General features: G+C 35.1%; 12 protein-coding genes. 9 read left to right on the top strand and 3 right to left on the bottom strand.

What is annotated here, in order from left to right; translation table 11 throughout:
- Positions 1-229 precede the first annotated feature (229 nt).
- The 4 genes from GFH30_RS08035 to GFH30_RS08020 all read left to right on the top strand — a co-directional run bounded on the left by GFH30_RS08035 (position 230) and on the right by GFH30_RS08020 (position 7,433).
- Positions 230-556, top strand: a complete 327-nt coding sequence (locus tag GFH30_RS08035; RefSeq protein WP_153371738.1) for a helix-turn-helix domain-containing protein — start codon at positions 230-232, stop codon at positions 554-556.
- A gap of 63 nt (positions 557-619) precedes the next feature.
- Positions 620-2,833, top strand: a complete 2,214-nt coding sequence (locus GFH30_RS08030; protein WP_153371737.1) for a type I restriction-modification system subunit M — start codon at positions 620-622, stop codon at positions 2,831-2,833.
- Positions 2,833-4,092 (top strand): restriction endonuclease subunit S, encoded by a 1,260-nt coding sequence (locus GFH30_RS08025; RefSeq protein WP_153371736.1) that lies wholly within the window; start codon positions 2,833-2,835, stop codon positions 4,090-4,092. Before GFH30_RS08030 ends, GFH30_RS08025 begins: the two co-directional genes overlap by 1 nt.
- Positions 4,093-4,142: 50 nt before the next feature.
- A complete protein-coding gene (locus GFH30_RS08020; protein WP_153371735.1) occupies positions 4,143-7,433 on the top strand; it encodes a type I restriction endonuclease subunit R in 3,291 nt (1,096 codons plus the stop codon).
- Between the two features lie 25 nt (positions 7,434-7,458).
- Here GFH30_RS08020 and GFH30_RS08015 read toward each other — a convergent pair whose 3' ends face one another.
- Entirely contained in the window at positions 7,459-8,328 is an 870-nt protein-coding gene (locus GFH30_RS08015; RefSeq protein WP_153371734.1) for an IS982 family transposase, read from the bottom strand.
- Positions 8,329-8,669: 341 nt separating this feature from the next.
- Between GFH30_RS08015 and GFH30_RS08010 the strand changes: the two genes are divergently transcribed.
- Entirely contained in the window at positions 8,670-10,085 is a 1,416-nt protein-coding gene (locus GFH30_RS08010; protein WP_227551476.1) for a hypothetical protein, read from the top strand.
- A gap of 111 nt (positions 10,086-10,196) precedes the next feature.
- Here GFH30_RS08010 and GFH30_RS08005 read toward each other — a convergent pair whose 3' ends face one another.
- Both GFH30_RS08005 and GFH30_RS08000 read right to left on the bottom strand, forming a co-directional pair.
- Positions 10,197-12,464 (bottom strand): ankyrin repeat domain-containing protein, encoded by a 2,268-nt coding sequence (locus GFH30_RS08005; protein WP_153371733.1) that lies wholly within the window; start codon positions 12,462-12,464, stop codon positions 10,197-10,199.
- A 438-nt stretch (positions 12,465-12,902) separates the two neighbouring features.
- A complete protein-coding gene (locus GFH30_RS08000) occupies positions 12,903-14,147 on the bottom strand; it encodes a tyrosine-type recombinase/integrase (protein ID WP_153371732.1) in 1,245 nt (414 codons plus the stop codon).
- A 287-nt stretch (positions 14,148-14,434) separates the two neighbouring features.
- On the opposite strand from GFH30_RS08000, the gene GFH30_RS07995 reads away from it, so the two are divergent.
- The 4 genes from GFH30_RS07995 (at position 14,435) to cas1f (ending at position 20,606) form a co-directional block, all read left to right on the top strand.
- Positions 14,435-15,133 carry a hypothetical protein gene (locus GFH30_RS07995; RefSeq protein WP_153371731.1) on the top strand — a complete coding sequence of 233 codons (699 nt, stop codon included), beginning with the start codon at positions 14,435-14,437 and terminating at the stop codon, positions 15,131-15,133.
- A 340-nt stretch (positions 15,134-15,473) separates the two neighbouring features.
- Complete coding sequence (locus tag GFH30_RS07985; RefSeq protein ID WP_153371729.1) at positions 15,474-17,927, top strand: DUF927 domain-containing protein; 2,454 nt, start codon at positions 15,474-15,476, stop codon at positions 17,925-17,927.
- A gap of 593 nt (positions 17,928-18,520) precedes the next feature.
- Complete coding sequence (locus tag GFH30_RS07980; protein WP_153371728.1) at positions 18,521-19,390, top strand: IS982 family transposase; 870 nt, start codon at positions 18,521-18,523, stop codon at positions 19,388-19,390.
- A gap of 256 nt (positions 19,391-19,646) precedes the next feature.
- Positions 19,647-20,606 carry a type I-F CRISPR-associated endonuclease Cas1f gene (gene cas1f / locus GFH30_RS07975; RefSeq protein WP_153371727.1) on the top strand — a complete coding sequence of 320 codons (960 nt, stop codon included), beginning with the start codon at positions 19,647-19,649 and terminating at the stop codon, positions 20,604-20,606.
- The last annotated feature ends 1 nt before the right edge of the window (position 20,607 follow it).

The following is a 20,607-nucleotide window of genomic DNA, read 5'->3' as shown; positions in this document are numbered from 1 at the left end:
AATGTCGAAGTTTTACAATCTTTCATTTCAGTCATTTGGAATGGAAAGCATGAGTACAGGATTGTCGAGATCTTGTATTCATGCACATACAATATTATTCATATAATTTCCCCTCCTTTAATTTTCTTTTGAGATGTCTTTTTGTCGAAATAGACAATAGAATACTGTCAATATATATATGCAAACTTGTCCATTTAGTCAAGTTTTTGTTGTCGATTTATGGTGTTTTATGTTGATTGAGATGGATTCTAAGCTGTTTTGTGTACGGCTCAAAGAAATAAGAACACAAAGAAAAATGACGCAGCAGGATATTGCTGACAAAACAGGTATCCCATCAACTTCCATTTCTCATATCGAAGCTGGTTCTCGAAAGCCATCTTTGGAAAACTTTTATAAGTTAGTAGTTGTTTTGAATGTATCAAGTGATTACTTGCTGGGACGCACTGATCAATATTCAGACCTAGGCACTGATCCAATTGCTAAATCTATTCAAGAGTTACCAGAGTCAGAAAGAGAGATGATTCAGAAATTCATCTTGTCTTTGCAAAAGGCATAACTGGAAAAATAAATGCTCAAAGAAAATGAGCAGATCGGACATATAAATTGATTTGGAAAAATTATGAACCTTAATGAGTTAAAACAGTTAGAAGATCAACTTTGGTCAGCAGCAGATAGCCTGCGTGCAAATACAGACTTAAAACCCAATGAGTATTCAACGCCTGTACTTGGTCTAATTTTCTTAAAATTTGCTGATAATAAATACGGCGCTACTGAAGAAGCGATTTTAAAAGAGTTTAATGAACTTAAAGGGACACGCCGTGAAAAGACTCTGGCTGAAATTGCCATTAAACATTGTGGTTTCTATTTACCCGATAATGCTCGTTATAACTACTTACTCGAACTTCCAGAAAGTGAAGATTTAGCATCAAAAATCAAAGAAGCGATGCAGGTGATTGAAGATCATCAAGGTCAAGAAGATTTTAAAGATGTCTTGCCTAAAAATGATTATCAGGCATTTAATCGCTTAGCTCAAAGTAAACAGGCTTTAAAAGCTTTGGTTCGTAGTTTTTCAAATATTCCTTCTGATGCTTCAGGGGATGTGTTTGGTAAGATTTACGAATACTTCTTAGGTAAGTTTGCTTTGTCTGAAGGTCAAAAAGGTGGTGAATTCTTTACACCAACTTCAGTTGTTCGATTGATGGTTGAAATGATCGAACCGTATAACGGCTCTGTATATGATCCTGCCTGTGGTTCGGGTGGTATGTTTGTTCAGTCTTTACAATTTGTAGAGCGCCGTAAAGAGCTGAGCAAAAAGCTAGGTGAAGCTGAGACAAACAATAGCTTATTTGTCTACGGTCAAGAAAAGACGCTTGATACGGGCAAACTTGCCAAAATGAACTTGTTTGTAAATGGTCTAAAAGGTGATATTCGACAAGCAAACTCTTATGCAGAAGATCCGTTTAAGGGCTTTGAAAAGTTTGACTACATCATGGCGAATCCACCATTTAACGTGGATGATGTGGCACTAGCGACTGTTGAAAAAGATCCTCGTTTTAATACCTATGGTTTACCTCGTAACAAAACCAAAACTAAAAAAGCCGATGATAATGCCAAGGCTGAAACAGTTCCTAATGCCAACTACCTTTGGATTAATTTATTTGCCACTTCACTGAAGAATGCAGAGCAAGCGAAGCTATCTAATAGTGGTCGTGCAGCGTTAGTTATGCCTAACTCAGCTTCAGATGCACGTAATTCTGAGGCTGATGTACGCCAGGCATTGATCGAGAATAATTTGATTTATGGCATGCTCACTTTGCCATCAAATATGTTCTATACCGTAACGTTACCTGCAACCTTATGGTTCTTCGATAAAAATAAAACAGATGACAAGATTTTGTTTATTGATGCCCGCAACATTTTTAGACAGATTGACCGTGCCCATCGTGATTTTACTGACGAGCAGATTCTGAATATTGCCATGATTAGTAAGCTACATAAGGGGCGTAATCATGAATATATTAGTTTGGTGGATGATTACTTTAGACAAGGTATGGCAAAACTTGAAGCTACGGTTCCTCATGTTGAGCCAAGTTTTAACAAGCTCAAAGAAGCTTTAAAAGATGATGCGGCCATTGTTCAAAGTGTTGATACGCTAAATACACATTGGCACGCGCTTAAACCACTTAAAGAAAGCTTTGAAGCTTATGTGAAAACTTTCCCTCAAGTAGTCACAAAGGATTTAGTGGTCCAACTGAATGAAGCTCAAAAAACATTAAGAGCAAGTTTTACGCCGTTTTTTAAAGCCATTGCTGATGAAGCCAAAGTTTTAGATAAGGCGATTCGTGAAAAAGAAAAAGCACATAATGAGTTAGTTAAATTAACTCGTGCTGAAGCCGCTGAAGCGAAGGCAAATGACAATAAAGATCTGTTTAAAGTGAAGGATGCGAAGCTTAAAGAATTAAATGGCTTATCCGCAGATATTAAAGAAGTGAAAGCCTTGCTTGCCAATATTAAAGCTGACCGTAGCGAAGCTGAGTATTTCTTTAACCATATTTCATGGTTGCAAGAGCGTTTCCCAAATGCTGAATATGAAGACGTGACGGGTCTTTGTAAGTTGGCAACACCTGAAGAGGTCAGAGAGCAAGATTACTCTTTAAATGCTGGGCGTTATGTAGGTGTTGTAATCGAGGAAGACGGGCGTACAGAAGAAGAGTTTTTCGAAGAGCTTCGTCAGGCAAGTGATGAATTAATGATGTTGAATTCTGAAGCATCAGATTTAGAGAAGATCATATCTTTAAATCTTAAACAGCTCTTATCAGAAGGAGGCGTTTGATGTTTCCTAAGCACTGGCAGATTAAACCTGCAAATGAAATTTGTAATGCTATTGTTGATTGTGTGAATAAGACGGCTCCAATTGTAGATTATGATACTGAATTTAAAATGATTCGAACAACTAACGTCAAAAATGGTCGAATTATATTAGATGGTATGCGTTGCGTTGAAGAAGACGTCTTCCTTAAGTGGAATAGGAGATTAACACCAAAAAAAGGAGATATCGTATTAACCCGAGAAGCTCCATTGGGGGATGTTGGTCTAATTAGAACTAATCATAAATTTTTTCTAGGTCAACGGACAATGATTTACCGTGCGAATGGGATTAATTTAAATCAACGGTTTTTATACTATTCTTTATTAGGTGGACCTATTCAAGGTCAGCTTAAAGCACTTGGCTCAGGATCAACGGTTGAGCATATTCGTGTTCCAGATGCTGAGAAGATATCAATACCATTTCCGCCAATTTCAGAACAAAAGAAAATCGCCGCTGTTCTTTCAGCTTACGATGACCTTATTGAAAACAATAAAAAGCGTATCCAAATTTTAGAAAATATGGCTGAAGAGCTATATAAAGAATGGTTTGTACGTTTTCGTTTTCCTAATTATGAAAATACAGAGTTTGAGAAAGGAGTTCCTAGAGATTGGTCATACACTACTTTAGAATCTTTAGGAAAAATACGTACAGGTAAAACACCATCAACTTATAATAGTGAATTTTATGGGGGTGAGTATCCATTCTATAAAACACCAGATATGCACGACAAAGTATTCGTTTTTGAGACCGCTGAAACTTTAACTGAGCAAGGGCTAAACTCACAAAAGTCTCAGATTATTGAAGCGAATGAAATTATGGTTACGTGTATTGGTAGTGGTGGTGTTACAGCTATTTCTACCAAGAAAGGTTGCACTAATCAGCAAATTAATTCTTTATCCGTAGCAAATAAGAAGTTCTTATATTGGGCTTATTATTCGATCAAATATTTAAAACCGCAGATAGAGCTTTATGGTGCTACTGGGGCGACAATGACTAATTTAAGTAAGGGTAAATTCAGCAATTTAGAAATAATTAAACCCACAGATGAACTTATTGAGAAATATTTTAATTTGGTTTCTTCAAAATTTGAAATGATTAAAAAATTATCTCAGATGAATCAAATGTTGGAAGAGCAAAAAGGTAGTCTTCTGCCTAGATTAATTTCAGGAAAACTATCAGTGGAAGACTTAGATATTCATTTTCCACCATCAATGCAAGAATAGTAAGTTATAAAAAAATATAGACATATTTAGAGGGATATAGGGGATAAATTGTGGCAAAAGTAACACGTAACTTCATCAGTGAAGATGACATTGAACAAGCAACCATTGCAGTTTTAAGCAATGAATTTGAGTATCAGCATCTCAATTGCTATACCACAGATTCAAGTGACCTAAATGATGGTTCAGGTCGTACAGACAAAAAAGATGTCATCTTAAAAGATCGTGTGATTGCCAAATGCGTGCAATTGAATCCCCAAGTCCCTTTAGATGTCATTGAAACAGCTGTCTCTAGATTGATGGATCGCCGTGGCTCCATGTCAGCGATTAAAGCCAATATGAGTCTCTATGCAGATATCCGTGATGGTGCATCAATTACTTATGAAGATATCCACGGCGAGAAACATGAAAATGTCTCTTTAAAACTTATTGATTTTGAAAATCCTGAAAATAACGAGTTCTTGGTGGTGTCTCAGTTATGGATTCAATCTACAGGACGCACACCACATTGTGCTTATCGCCGTCCTGATCTCATTCTGTATGTCAATGGTTTACCACTCGTATTTATTGAGCTGAAAAACTCCAATGTAAAGCTCAAGAATGCCTTTGATGACAACTTAAAAAATTATAAAAATGATATTCCACAATTGTTCTTAACCAACGCATTTTGTGTGCTATCCAATGCCACAGATACCAAGCTCGGAAGTTTTACCGCTGAGTGGGAGCATTTCTTTAACTGGTTGCGTGTAGATCAAGAAAAAGAAAAGGTCAACAAAGAAGAAATTGAGGAACAAGGCACAAGTATTGAATACTTGCTACGTGGTCTTTGCCGTCCTGAGCGACTATTAGACTATATTGAAAACTTTATTTTATTCCAAAATGAAAAACATAAAATTATCGCTCAGAACCATCAGTTCTTGGGGGTTAATCATGCCTTTCAAAACTTTTTAAAGCGTGATGAGTTACAAGGTCGTCTGGGTGTGTTTTGGCATACTCAAGGCTCTGGTAAAAGTTTCTCGATGATTTTTTATGTCAGAAAGATTTATCGTAAAGTCACAGGTAATTTTAGCTTTGTGGTGATTACGGATCGTGAAGACTTGGATTCACAGATTTATAAAAACTTTATACAGACCAAAGCAGTTTTAGAAAAAGAAGCAGCACAACCGAAAAACAGTACCCATCTTCGCACCTTACTCAGTCAAAATACCAAAATTGTATTTACCCTAATTCAAAAGTTCAGATACGAGAAAGGTCAAGAGTATCCACAGCTATTCAATCCTGCTGAGCGTGAAGTGATTGTCATTGTCGATGAAGCGCATCGTACACAATATGAATCTCTTGCCGAGAACATGCGTAAAGGTTTAGACGGCGCACATTTTCTTGCTTTTACGGGTACACCGATCCTTAAACAGAAAAAGACCAAGCAATGGTTTGGTGAGTATGTTTCGGAATATACCTTCCAACAGGCAATTGAAGATAAAGCAACGCTGCCACTGTTCTATGAAAAACGAGTTCCAGAAGTATTACTTCAAAATGATGATCTGAATGAAGAGCTTGCTGAAATTTTAGAAGACGAAGAGTTAAACGAAGCACAAAAAGAAAAGCTTGAGCGGAAGTATTCTACGGAACTTGAAGTTATTAAACGAGATGATCGTCTAGATCGTATTGCCCAAGATATTGTCTACCATTTCCCACGCCGTGGATATTTGGGTAAGGGCATGATGGTCGCCGTAGATCAGTTTACGGCTGTACGAATGTATGAAAAAGTTTCAAAACTTTGGAAAGAAGAGCTTAAACATTTACAAACACGTATTCATAACTCTAAAAATGATGTTGAAAAACATCGTTTAAAGCAACGCCAAAAGTATATGAGCACGGTGCAAATGGCGGTGGTCATTAGTGATCCGAGTGCAGAAAAAGAACGCTTTGATAAACAAGGTCTAGATATTCAGACACATATTGACCGCCTGAGTAAAGTTGATACGAATGGGGCTGATATTGAGGATAACTTTAAAGATCCAGCGCATCCGCTACAACTTGTTTTCGTCTGTGCAATGTGGCTGACAGGTTTTGATGCGCCAACGGTATCTACGCTGTACTTAGACAAGCCAATGAAAGGTCATACCTTGATGCAAACCATTGCTCGTGCCAACCGAGTAACGTCATATCGTATTCAGAATACCGACGGCGAGCTTGTAGAGAAAAGAAATGGTGAAGTTATTGATTACTACAACGTATTTAGGAATCTAAAAACAGCTTTAAAAGATTACGGCCAAGGCACTGGTGAAGATGGAGAAATAGATGCGCCCGTCCAGGATAAAACCGTACTTTTCGATATGCTGGATGAAGCGATTACGAAGACCCTAGAATATTGTGAGTCTAAGGATATTAATCTAAACAAAATCTTAGAAACTCGTAATAAGAATGGCGGTACGTTTAAAGAGAATACTTTATTTGGTGAATATGCCGATCGGTTACTAGAAAAAGATGAATATCGAAAAACATTCAATGTTCACTTTAATACCGTTGCTGCCTTATATGAGGCATGTAAGCCTAATATCTTAGCTAAGCCTCGCCCGATAGTATCTGTAATTCAATTTTTACATGGATTTATTGAAGCCACCATTGAACAGCAAGATCTTGAAACAACAGGTGTAGCAGTTGTGGATCTCTTAGATCGAAGTGTGATTATAGATGCAGATACAGCGAAGTCGGTTAAGGATTTTAAGCAAAGCTATAGTTTGATCCATGGTCAAAAATGGGATTTAAGCACAGTTGATTTTGACAAACTGAAAGAACAGTTTAAAGAAACCAAGCACAAGAACATTGCTATTGCGGATATGCGAGCTTTTCTTGAAAAGAAAATCATTCAAATGCTGAAGCAAAATGGTGGACGTATTAATTTTGCCGAGCGCTATCAGCAAATGATTGATCGTTATAACTCTGGTGCTACGGCGACTGAACAACTGTTTGAAGAAATTCAAAAGTTCACAAAAGGGTTGCAGGAAGAAGACCAACGTCATATCAGAGAAGGTTTAACTGAAGATGAGTTAGAAATCTATGACCTACTCTTAAAAGACAAACTCACAAAAGATGAGCAACAGCAGGTCAAGTTAGCAGCGAAAGACTTGATCACATCACTTATCAATACAACACCAAAAGTTTTGGTTCAAGACTGGTGGAAAGATGGGCAGACCCAAGCATTAGTGAAAGATGAAATTGAAAAAGTATTGGATAAAGACCTGCCTGTAAGTTATGACGTGACACAATTTCAGGAAAAAGTTTCAACAGTTTTTGAGCTAGTTAAAAATTTAGCTATGAATGATGATAAGTGGGTGAGTTAATTATATTGATTAACCCGAATCCTGCTTAAGCCGATGATTCCATAATTTGAATCGTTGGCTTGTTTCGATGGGTTAATTGATATGCACATAACGAAGCATAAATTCCGCTGAGAAATCCATAAGTACTACGTGCTTTACTCGTCACTAAATGATATTGCCCTTTCAATAAGCTGAATAATGTTTCTATCTTATTGCGTTGCCTTAGGTGATATTCATCTGGTGCACTGAGTTGAAAAGATTCCATATTCCTCCGATGATAAGTAATTAAATCAATACCTTCAACTTGCAGCCTGCGCTTTAATTCTTGGCTGATGTAGCCTCGATCCCCGTAAAGTTTTCCTTTTAGGCCATCAACTAATTGCTCAACCATTTTTATGTCAGCAACATGTCCATTCGATAAAGCAGAACAGGTAATTTCACCAAATTGATTCATCGCAATATGTAATTTACAGCCATAGAACCAGCCCATTGAGCTCCTACCACGTGATGCAATTTGGACTAATGATTTATGGCGTTGAATACGTTGATTTTTACAAACTGGCAGAGTCGTTGAGTCAATCCATAAATATTGTGTTTCTTGACCTTTCATCAGCGCCACATGCAAAGCGTGTAGAGCCAATTGGTGCATATTGATCAGATGAATCATCCTTTGATAGCAAGGCAAGTACTTAAATAAATAGCTTTTATCTTCTTTTAACCAAGTGAAAAAGGCTTTGAAATTAGTGAAATGAGAGGATTTATACCAAATAGCAATAAAGATAATTTCTGAAAGACTGAGTTGAGCAACTCGGATTCTTGAAAGTTGGCCATCTTGCTTGAGGAATTTCCAATAAGTTGCTTCAAATTGTAGAAAAAAGTCATCAATTAAGCAGAACAATTCGGTACTATTGAACATTAGGACTAGGGTTGTGAGTTTGGTGTGGTAACTCAACTGATGGCTCTAGTCCTTCTATTTTTCAAGTCAATTTCTTATCCGCGATTCGGGTTGATTACGAATATGAAGTTGACCTAAAAATCATATAATTTGGGCTGGTTCTGAATCATTTTATATGCAAATTAATTTTTTTTAAGTTTATTGATTTAATTTTAAGATTTTAAATATGGATGCTAGTGGATTATTTACAGTATTAGGGATTTTTGTGGCGATAATTACATTGATGTCTGAAGAAAAAAGACAAGATTTTTTTATTAGAGCCTCTATTTTTTTTTTGGTTATATTTTTTGTTTTTAATTTTAATGGCGTTAGTTTTAATCTACTCAAGCATTATAATTACTGTTTTCGGATTTAAACCGTTTACATATTTATGGGGTTTTGATGAGAAAACTACTGTATTAACATTTGTTATTTTAATGATAGTAGGTTTTAGTTATAAAATTTTTGGAAAAAGATTGCCTAAAAGCCAATATAGAAAATGGAGTGAATTGTCGTCTCGTTTATTGAGAGAAAGAAAATATCATATCTTAAGCTATTTGATTGAAAAATATTTAGACCAATTTATCAAGATTATTAATAAGGTAACAATATACGAAAATTTTTATAACTATATTCAAGAAAAATCAATGCCAAGTATTGATGAGATGCTTAAATTTCCTCCAATTAAAATTGGAAAGTGTCGTAAAATAAAATTTTACTTATTAAAAAAGGTCTTGTCGGTTCTACCTAGAGAAATTGGCTATAAACCTATAGTTTATAAATCGATCGAGAAAATAGTTAAATCATCAGGATTCATGATTTATTTAGTAGAAATACATCCTCAAATTCCACTTAAATTAACTTCTAGCCCAATTTTGTTGCGCATCGATGAGTTTACAGATAACTTTTTTAAGAATCTTATCGCTAAAGAAAATAGTCAACTATATCGAGAACTCAAGGATAATCAACATTTCATGTATTCAACTGGTTATCGTATAGAGCCAGAAAATGTTATATTGGATTATTATTTCTCTAATCCTAAAAATGCTGTAAAAGCTAATATTTGGAAACCTATAGGAGATTATATATGTGCTTTTATAAAAGACCAAAAAGGGAAAGATAATTTTTATAATAATTATTGTGAATCTTTCAGTTACACAGATGAGCCATGGGAATGTCCAATCTTTGTAGGGTTGCAATTTTTTGATGTAATGGTTAAAAGTGCTATATACAACAAAATAGATGATCACATGTGGTTGATGTATTATGAATATTTTCTTGACGAGATTTTGCTAAATATTGACAGAAGTCAAAATTCAGAAGTTTGGCAAGAGTTCCCATTAAAATTTGATTACCTAGTCTACAATATAGTGTCTAATTGTTCTGATTGGGTTATTGCTTCAAATTATTTATATGATAGCGATAAGAGTATATTAGCAGTAGAAGAGGCAAGTTATTGTTTAGGTTGTTTAACAAGAAAAATCCTTCAATCTAATAATATAGATACACGCCAAAAAACTTATTATTTAGAAATAGTCTTAAAAACTATGGAAAATTTAGATAAAAATAAAAATGAACGCTTAGCACAGCAAATTTTTCAAACTATGGTTAGGAAATATAGACATGACAAACCAGATGAAAATTTAAAATGGTTAGAGGATATGTATTTTCAGGTTGATCATTTTCTAAGATTACCTGGATCAACTTTTAGTAGAGAGATCAATAAATTGAAAAAGTAAACTTTAATTAGTTGATTGTGTGATGTGAGAATGTTTTATAAGGATAGTAAAAAATGATAGTTTTTTTACTAAATGCCCCCTTAAGTTTAAGCTAAAGGGGGGAGACTTATTTTAACAAATTCCAATTAATGTTTTAACTTGATTAGCTTTAGAATACTCAGCTATTTCCTGTAAAAACACACGACGTCCTTCATCTGCTTTTACATAGCTTTGTTCCAATTGAGCCCCATGCTTGAGCATAAGATCGACAGCATAAGCATTATCTTTTTCAACAGCTAGCATGAAGGGTGTATAGCCTTTTATTGGATACTGAGCTGTATTTTGATTTGGATCGGCACCATATTGTAAAAGTAACTCGAAAATCTCGTAGGCATCGCAAACCTTCTTGTCTCCAAGAGAGATTCGCTTCACCTCCTCAAATAATACCTTTCTAGGCTCATGGCTTGGTAGGCTCTGGAGTTGCTTATAACTTTCAATATCGCTACCACCGTTAGAATGACGTCTAATCGAATCTGCAAGATATTTATCATTTGCTTGCTCAACTTTATGACCATTCAATAGGCCGATCACACCTAAATTCTGGTAAAGCATGGAAATACCATAGAGACCTGTAACATTAGGATTAGCCTCATTCTCTAATAACAATTTTGCAAGTTTTGGTAGATTTTCCTCAATAGCGTGGTTTAAAGGGCAAGTCTGCTTTTTCGCTGTACGCTCATTTAAAAGTTCTTTATCAAAACCACATTCGAATACATATTGGATGAATGCGTACGTTCCATCGGATTTAGCGGCAATGTGGTTCAATGCCAAAAGTACAATACTTTCTTTATTTGAAGTTAATGCATTTATGTTTGCACCAGCTTCAATGAGCTTTCTAGCCGTAGAAAAATCTCCGATAGCGACAAAGTAGTGAAGTTGAGGCCATTTACGTCTTTGTTCAATATCAATGTAAATGCTTGCATTCACTTTTTTAAAGTCAGGGCTAATATCCATGGGAACTGTAAGGTTGCCGATTTTAGGAATTAATTTCTTAATTTCGGTACCTTTGTCGCTAAAAGTATCGGCAGTAAAATATTTAAAGAAGCCAACTAGGGTTGCTTCTTTTTCCCATTCTTTAAATACAAATTCTGTTTTGAAACGGTCAGGGCGCTCAATTGGATCAAATATTCCAACTTTGAGGTCAAATTGGATCGCTAAATTTGAAATCTTTCCAATGAGTTTGTTTTGGCTCTCCACGAGTGAAGCAGTGCAAAGCATCTCATTTAGTAGTACTTCTAAATAACGCATATCACGATATAATAAACCATCCAAGCATAGTTCATATTCAGCGAGTGCTTCCTTAAATTGATATTGATATACCAAATTAATCGCTTTAGCCCAATGAATATATGGCAGTAAGTGAGCTACTTCTTGGTGCTCGGTAAGGTACTTTTCGATTTGGTTTATCATCAATATATTTAGTTGAAACGTTGTTTCACCTGTTGAGCTATATACCATTGATGCTAAACGAGTATCAGTTTGATCAATACGTTTGACGTGCGTGCTATCAAAAAACACCTGAGTTAACTTCTGATATGAAAATGGGATCTCCATCAGAAAAGGAAAATGTGTTTGTGCATTGGCAATAGCCATGGCTCTAAATGTCAATGCTTGTATATCGTGTTCCGAAATACGGTGTGATTTCAATTTTTGATTATGTTGTTCCGCTAAAAACTGAATAAAGTTTCCATGTTGCAATGAGAACCCATATTTAATTTTTAAGGCTTGTAGCAAGCGTGCAAAACACAACAATTCATAATGCGTCTGCGATGATTCCGTATTGGTCAAAAATAGGCGTTTTAAGGTCGACGGCGTAGGTAAGGCATCTGGACGACCAAATTTGCTGATGTAATTTTTCTCATCAGGATTTAAATCATCACTTTTCCAAAAATTAGCAAAGTTTTCATCATTATTTTTTAGATAGCTTAAGCTTTCTTGAATAAAGTTTTCTCCTTTCCAGTGCTTAGTGATCCCCATTTGTGTAATACAAAAGCTTATGAGTTGATGAAGAGATGGAACTAAGTAATTCGACCATAGTGAATTTCGGATAGAATCAACATTCATCAAGGCAGTTAAGCGAGCATGTAATAGCATTGCATTATAACGCTCTAACACATTGCGTTTAAGCAATGTTATAAATTGCAAATTTGTACGTTCTGAAAACTCTTTTGGGCACAACTGCTCCAAAAATAAGTCTACATCATAGTGTGAAGTGAATAGTTTGTTTGATGAACCATCTAAGTGTTTAGAGTCTGTCTCCGAGAGTTGGCTCTTGGTATCCATGTGACTAAATAAATCACGAACAATTTCTATAGTTGTTGGAAAGGTATTCTTTGGCATTGTAAAGCTCTGCGTATATCTGTCTTAAAGTTTAAATAGGCTTTTCGGTCACTAGGTGTACCTGGTATCGTAATCTTCTGTATTTGGTTTACAAGCAAAAAATCATGTTTTTTACCAGGTCTAAAAGATGCGACACCATCCTTAATAAGTTGCCGAATAAATTTGTTCAGCTCTTTGTCATTACTGTACTTTTTCATCGGTAATCCTGGATTAAGGGGATTGCTCCCCTTAATGATTATTTGGCATTACCACGACCACCACCTGATGGGCGACCTGTTGTACTTGGCCAATTGCCACCAGGGCCAGGATGGGATGATGGTGGGCGGTTGTATTGAATGTGCATGAAGTATTATCCTTCGCGTGCATAGCGAAATTGCTATGAATCGAAGAATATAGAAATGCAAGATTTTCTTCCTCTGAGAGAATGGAGTTTAATTTTTAAAAACTAATTTTAGCTTGTTCTAATACCCAGTTTTCATACTTCTGTAGATGCCCTCGCAACATATCCATGGGGCGAACGGTATAGTGCTTTTCAGCTAAAGCACTTGGTTTATGTCCAGATATTTGTGCAGTGACACCTACAGGAATATCTACCCATTCTGCCAATGATTTAAATGAACGTCTAAGACCATGTATTGTTAGCTGAATATCTATTTCATTACAGATTTTCTTAAACTCTTTGTAAGGATTAACGATGTATCCCGTCGCAGAGGTATTACTGCTAAATATATAAGATGAATCGCTGGTTTTTTTTAAGTCACGTAGTAATTTTTCTACGTATTTGGTCATAGGTATAATACGCCCATTATCTTCAACTTTATCCTTCAGATGGATCGTTTTCCACCTAAAATCTAAGTCTTCCCATGTAAGTGATAGAAACTCATCTTTTCTGGCCCCAGTTAATAGACAACAAATATAAAATGTAGCCAAGGCCTTATTTTGAGAATTGAGAACGGTAGAGAACCATATGTCTAACTGTTCTCTTAGGAGGCAATCTTTTCTTGCTTGAACTGGCTTTACTTTGGATCTTACTTTTTTAGATTTAATTGCATTTGTAGGTGCTATTCCTTGGAATCTATCATCTTCTTCACACCAATTTAAAAAGGCTCTAACGAGACGGAAAGCTTTACTAGCTGTAGTTTCTCGGTAATTATTATTCTGAAGCCATTCAGAAAAAAAGTTGTTATCAAGATCTGATAACCTTTTTTCTAATAATTCAAAAATAGGCTGAGGTTTATAGTGAAATTTTTTGATTTCATCAAATCCACCTTTTGATAGTAATAAATGATCGAGGTAGGTGCGTTCTCTCCATCTTTCTTTATTTTCTTCAAGATAAATATTCCAAGCTTCTTTGAATAAAGTTTCTTTTCGTTTTTCAGTCTTAAGATATTCTTGGTCTGATTGAATGCGTTTATTTTTTTCAACTTTGGGGTCGATCCCTTGCGTACACATTACAGCAAGCTCTTTAGCTTTTTCACGAGCTTCAGTTAGTCGCCAATCTTTAATATTCCCAATAGTTATACGTCGTGTTGTAGACCCTACACGTCCCTGAAAGATATATGTCTTTTTATTGTTTGGGGTTACTTTTACCCCAAAACCACTGGTAGAGCTATCCCAATAGAAAGAAGGCTTTGAGTCAGATCGGCATTCTAGTTTTTCAATTGCTGGTTTTGTAAAATTCATATAGATACCAAAAAAATAAGCAATTAGTAAGCATATTTAAGATACTATAATCAACTTTAAAGGCCAATGGTTGAAAAATACGGTTTCGTATCTTATTGTATATAAAAATATATTTGATTTTTTTCTTGTGTGTCATTGTGTAGGTTGTAGAACTCATAATCCGTTGGTCCACAGTTCAAGTCTGTGTGGGCCCACCAAATAAATCAACCCCTTAGGAGTTTTTATCCTAAGGGGTTTTTTAATAAAAAAATAATAGGTAGCAAATAGGTAGCAGGATACTAATTATTATGTTTAATGAATTACTTGATTCAATACATCAATCTGGTCAGATTTTAGAATCACATAAAAGAAAAATTTTGGAAATTCGAGGAAAAAGGCAAGTACTTTACTCACTTCAGGAGGCAATTTGTTTAATTGCATCTCATATGCTTCATATTAATGAATTAGAAGGCTTGAATTCAATAAAAGAAAAAGATCTAACAAAAATGTATATCACAATATTGATAAAAATTAGAAGTGAGCTAAAACGGCCTAAAAGTTCATTCAAGATAGCTTTTGAAACTCTCGGAGAAATCGATAGCGATGAGTTTTTGAATGATATTGATAAATATGATTATAAGAAAATATCGTTCTTATCAGAATGGAATTTACTTATGACTCATATGAGTCTTTATTTTATTCAATATCGTCATTTGAATAAGTTAGCTAGGGACTTGAATTTAGTTGAGAGAGATTTATCGATTTCAAATAAGAAAGAGCAGGTCGCAGAGGCTAGAAGGATTATTCAATTAATCCTATCAAGTTTCAGTCAAGATGAAATAGAAATTCTTAATAAAGAAGGAAGAGGTAGTAAGGGATTGAAAAATGCAGTTTTTGAGAAATTAGATTCAAGTGATTATCATAAATACTTCGAATCTAATAGGATCACTTTTAAAAACCGTTGGGATGAAGTCAGAAAGATGGGTGCTATAAATAAACTAGTATAAAAAACTAAACTAGTATAAAAATAATTATGTAATTGAAATTAATGAAATAATAGTAGTATAAAAATAATGAAAAGCTGTGTTTTACTCTATATTTGTTTCCATTGAAGAATAAATTCAGTCAGTCATTGTGGTTGACAAGAATATATTGGAAATGCGCTATGTTGAAAAATACATCTCAGAAAAACCTTTTATTGGTTTCAACGAATGAGGCAGCAAGGCTGCTTTGTTTACGTCCACAAACGTTGCGTAAGTGGGCAATGGATGGGAGTGGTCCCATACAACCGATCAAAATTGGTAATCGTCTTCGCTGGCGTTTTATTGATATTGAGGAGTTATGCAAATGAAAGAGTTCTACAATCAAAAATTTTCCACCATTGATCCGCATGACATTCTTTCACGTTGCACTAAATTAGAAATGACGGATCCTTTGTATGGAAAATTGGAAGTGATCCAACAAATAGGAAGTCCAAATCAGATTTTGAATCTCTTTGATGATCCATCTGAGATATCTGAGAATAGTCCTATAATTTTACCGATTTTCAATATTTATTCAGAGTTATTGCAATGTGTAAAATTACAAAAGGGAAAACAAATTGATTTGTCTCCAGAAGGATATATCAATGGGTTTGCTTATAGTGGAAAACTCGAAAAAGATCAGCCTGTAGTCATAACATATTGTTTTGAAACTTTTTTTAAAATTTCTCAAACTAGCTTTACTGTGGTTTTAGTTATCCCTCAAAGCTTTAATACCGATGTGAGAGACCTGAAAAAATATGAAATTGAGAAAATTGATAATGTAATAGGTCAATTAACTCAAGCGGGATATAAGAAGCTCTATTTACCCGTTAGACCCGAATATAAGTTTAAATTTTCAAAATTAGAGCAAAATACAGATGTCAGATTGTTGGTTCCTTACGAAAATGGTTTTGACTGCGATTTGACACAATACGCTTCTTTAGGTGAGGTGGAGTGTTTTTTATATAATTCAATTAACAATCTGAGTGATCAGGGTATTTTATCTAAAGGTCACATAGCAAAGCCTATGAAATGGGAGAATGGTTTATTTTATATCAGGAAAGACGGTGTGTTTTTTTTAGATAATAATAATAAAGATGATAATTATAAATACATTTGCAGTCCAATTCTCGTTAAAGCGCATACCCGTGATACGTCAAGTAATAATTGGGGGATATTACTTGATTGGCATGATCTAAATCATGTCAACCATTCACAGGCTTTCTCGAAAGAATTATTCCAAACCGATGGAGCTGATTTGCGTAAACTTTTAGCCAATAAAGGCGTAAGTATCGCGACTGATAAGAGAGGGCGTGAATTATTTCAATGCTATCTTGGAAATTACCAAACTGAAAGATATGCACTATGTGTAAATCGAGTGGGTTGGAATGATGAATGTTATGTCTTACCTCATAAAACTTTTGGTGTTTCTCAAGATCTCATTGTATATCAAGCGACAGTTGGATTAGACAATAGGTATAAGTCTAAGGGAACACTTGATCAATGGCGGGAGCAAGTGTCTAGATGCATTGAACCGCATAGTTACTTAGTTTTTGCATTATGTACCGCATTTTCAGGTCAGGTTATAGCCCCACTGAACCAAAAAGGATTTGGATTCCATTTTAAAGGTGCGTCCTCAAAAGGAAAAAGTACAGCGCTCAACTTGGCATGCTCAGTATGGGGAAATCCTAATGACTTTAATTGTTCATGGAAATCTACTGGTAATGCATTAGAGCATACAGCTTATATGCACAATGATGGCCTTTTAGCATTGGATGAAATAGGTGAGATTGCGGATGCAAAAGAATTAGGCGATATCATCTATATGCTTGCCAATGGTGCGGGGAAATCACGTATGAATAAGAAATTAACAACTGAATCTTCGCGTATATGGAATCTAATATTCTTATCAAGTGGTGAAAAAAGCCTAAAAGAAATAATGAGAGAACAAGGGCAAGAGGTGAAATTGGGACAAGAGATTCGTTTGGCGGAAATCGATATTGATTGTTCGCATTATGGGATTTTTTCAACAATAGACTTCGCTGAAGATGCTACTAAGCAAGCGGTTGATTTAAAAAAACGCATTACTCAAAACTACGGTGTTGCAGGTGATGCGTGGTTAGAGTATTTAACGACTGAACACTTAGAGAGATTCAAAGAATTAAATGACTTCTTAGAGATACATAGACCTTTATTCACTAACAAATCAAAAAAAGGCCATATTCAACGCGTGGCAAATAACTTTGCTCTTGTTGCTGCAGCTGGAGAAGCGGCAACCATTGCAGGAATTACAGGTTGGAAAGAAGGCACAGCACTTAATGCTGTGCTAGAAGTATTTGATCGCTGGCTATACCATTTTGAATATGACAGTAGGACTGAAATCAAAGAAATATTTACACGTCTTAAATTGATGCTTAGTGAGAGTGTAGGGTTTGAAAAAGTCGATAGTGCTCATACCAAGAATGAACGTGTTTCGAATAAGCTTGGTTATCATAAAATACACGATGGTGAAAAAGTCTTCTGCATCCTGCCTGAAGATTTTGATAATAAGTTCTGTAAAGGTTTAATCACCCGAAGAGTATTAGAGCTCTTGTCTGAGTATAACTTTTTAATATGTGATTCTGGTAAGAAGCATCTCAAAACTATTAGATTGCCAAATATTAATGATAAAACAACGAAAATGTATGTCATTAAAGCATCAATCTTGAATTGGAATCCTCCTGAATCAGAAAGTAACATAGGTAACTTGGGTAACAGTATTGAAAATGAACAGTTATAGCCTGTTACCTTAACGGATCGACTAAGAAATCTGGGTAACATTTTAATGTGATTTAAAATGTTACCCTAATAATATTGTAGCTTTTAAAGGGGAACATCTAAAACACACTAATGGCACGGATGTTACCTAAGTTACCTTTGTTCTCATAAAAAAATGTATAAATTTACTAAGACTCCCACTAAGGAAATCGTTTCCCGAAAAATCGAGCAATATTTTTCGATTTTATATTTATTGAATTTTTTTTATTTAAATATAAACAATAGCTTAAACTTTATTGTCGCACCTGATTTGTCGCAGCGGCTGATTTTTGTCAGACTGATTTTAACGGTGCGTCATTCAGGAAAATTGAAATTCTTGTATCAGTTTCAGAAATATTTTAATGCAAATCTTAGATCAGAAATCTACTTTAAAACACAGGGAGGTTATAGCCTTCAGTTGTGACAGTGTTACTTAAGTAGTTATCGATATGTTGCTTAAAGTAGAACTAAAAATACATTAATTAACCTGAATCGCGGATAAGAAATTAACTTGAAAAATAGAAGGACTAGAGCCATCAGTTGAGTTACCACACAAAACTCACAACTCTAGTCCCGATGTTTAATAGTACCGAATTATTCTGCTTAATTGATGATTTCTTTCTCAAATTTGAAGCAACCTATTGGAATTTTCTTAAGCAAAGTAATCGTTCCTTAAGAATCAGAACTGCTCATTTAACCATTTCAGAAATCTGTTTTATCGCGATCTGGTACAAATGTTCTCATTTCAATAATTTCAAAGCATTTTTCATTTGGTTAAAAGAAGATAAAAACCATTTATTTAAGTATTTGCCTTGCTATCAAAGGATGATTCATCTGATCAATATGCACCAATTGGCTCTACACGCTTTACATGTGGTGCTGATGAAAGACCAAGGTACACAATATTTATGGATTGATTCAACGACTTTGCCAGTTTGTAAAAATCAACGTATTCAACGCCATAAATCTTTAGCTAAAATTACATCTCGTGGTAAAAGTTCAATGGGCTGGTTTTATGGCTGTAAATTGCACATTGCAATGAACCAATTTGGTGAAATTGCTTGTTCTGCTTTATCGAATGGACATGTTGCTGACATAAAAATGGTTGAGAGACTCGTTAAAGAGATGGAAGCAAAGCTGTATGGAGATCGTGGCTATATTAGTCAAGAACTGAAGATTAGATTAAAAGAGCAAGGCATTGATTTAATTACCTATCATCGAAAAAATATGCAGGCTACACAACTTTCTGAGTCAGATAAATATCACTTAAAACAGCGTAATAAGATAGAGACTTTATTCAGTTTGTTGAAAGGTCAGTACAATTTAGTGACAAGCAAAGCACGTAGTGTTCATGGATTTCTAGGAGGGATTTACGCGTCCTTGTGTGCATATCAATTGATCCATAAAAATAAGCCAACAATTCAAATTATGGAGTCATCGGCTTAAACAGGATTCGGGTTAATTAAAATTATGATTAGGAACCATTAAATAAAAGGAATAAAATTATGACTTTTGTGTGCTGGTTAAATTGATAATAAACTTAAAGCTTTGACCTATATTTTGTGGATCATTACATATATAGCGAATTTCGAACTCCGTATTTTATAATAATTATAAGCACACTTGTCACTAAAATTAAAAAAGACTAGATTGCTTAAATTGTATTGTATACATTACTTTAAAAGATAATTAGATCAATAAAATGGAACAGCTAAATCCTTCAGATTTAAAGGCGATTTTACATTCTAAGCGTGCAAATCTTTACTATCTTGAGCATTGCCGGGTGATGCAAAAAGATGGGCGTGTTTTGTATTTAACAGAAGCTAAAAATGAAAATCAGTATTGGAATATCCCGATAGCCAATACCACAGTTCTTATGCTTGGAACAGGGACATCCATTACTCAAGCTGCCATGCGAATGTTGGCCAGTGCTGGAGTACTCGTTGGTTTTACGGGTGGTGGTGGAACACCTTTATTTATGGGATGTGAAATTGAGTGGATGACACCACAAAGTGAATACCGTCCGACTGAATATATGCAAGGTTGGATGCAGTTTTGGTTTAATGAAGCTAAACGTCTAGATGTAGCTAAACAATTTCAACTGGCACGAGTTGAATTTATAAGAAAAATTTGGTCTAAAGACCGAGATTTAAAAGACTATGGTTTTTATCTTGATGATTTAGATATTCAACAAGCGCTCAATGGCTATAGTGCAAAAGTTCCATTGCAAAGTAGGGTCGGTGATTTATTGTTGGCTGAAGCTGCCACAACGAAACTGCTTTATAAAATTGCAGCGACTCGGACTGGACTTAAAAATTTTAGTCGTAACCCTGAGCAAGGAGACTTAGCCAATGATTTTTTGAATCATGGTAATTATTTAGCGTATGGATTAGCAGCTACGACACTTTGGGTTTTGGGTATTCCCCATGGTTTTGCAGTAATGCATGGTAAAACCCGTCGAGGTGCTTTGGTCTTTGATGTTGCTGATCTAATTAAAGATGCAGTGGTTTTACCGTATGCCTTTATTTGTGCCAAAGAGAAAATGACTGAACAAGAATTCCGTCAGCAGATCTTGCAGAAATTTACTGAGCATAAGTGTTTGGACTTTATGTTTGATCAAGTCAAAACACAAGCTTGTAAAGATCATGATGTGGAGGAGTAAG

The organism is Acinetobacter wanghuae, from assembly GCF_009557235.1.
In the GTDB taxonomy this organism is placed as follows: Bacteria; Pseudomonadota; Gammaproteobacteria; order Pseudomonadales; family Moraxellaceae; genus Acinetobacter; species Acinetobacter wanghuae.
The sequence above is the reverse complement of the archived record's forward strand: the minus strand, read 5'-3'. Positions and strand labels throughout refer to the sequence as shown.

Bases quoted from the DNA above. Each gene is read 5' to 3' on its own strand.
- GFH30_RS08035 (WP_153371738.1), top strand. From the start codon at position 230: ATGTTGATTGAGATGGATTCTAAGCTGTTTTGTGTACGGCTCAAAGAA.
- GFH30_RS08030 (WP_153371737.1), top strand. From the start codon at position 620: ATGAACCTTAATGAGTTAAAACAGTTAGAAGATCAACTTTGGTCAGCA.
- GFH30_RS08025 (WP_153371736.1), top strand. From the start codon at position 2,833: ATGTTTCCTAAGCACTGGCAGATTAAACCTGCAAATGAAATTTGTAAT.
- GFH30_RS08015 (WP_153371734.1), bottom strand. From the start codon at position 8,328: ATGTTCAATAGTACCGAATTGTTCTGCTTAATTGATGACTTTTTTCTA.
- GFH30_RS08010 (WP_227551476.1), top strand. From the start codon at position 8,670: ATGGCGTTAGTTTTAATCTACTCAAGCATTATAATTACTGTTTTCGGA.
- GFH30_RS08005 (WP_153371733.1), bottom strand. From the start codon at position 12,464: ATGCCAAAGAATACCTTTCCAACAACTATAGAAATTGTTCGTGATTTA.
- GFH30_RS08000 (WP_153371732.1), bottom strand. From the start codon at position 14,147: ATGAATTTTACAAAACCAGCAATTGAAAAACTAGAATGCCGATCTGAC.
- GFH30_RS07995 (WP_153371731.1), top strand. From the start codon at position 14,435: ATGTTTAATGAATTACTTGATTCAATACATCAATCTGGTCAGATTTTA.
- GFH30_RS07985 (WP_153371729.1), top strand. From the start codon at position 15,474: ATGAAAGAGTTCTACAATCAAAAATTTTCCACCATTGATCCGCATGAC.
- GFH30_RS07980 (WP_153371728.1), top strand. From the start codon at position 18,521: ATGTTTAATAGTACCGAATTATTCTGCTTAATTGATGATTTCTTTCTC.
- cas1f (WP_153371727.1), top strand. From the start codon at position 19,647: ATGGAACAGCTAAATCCTTCAGATTTAAAGGCGATTTTACATTCTAAG.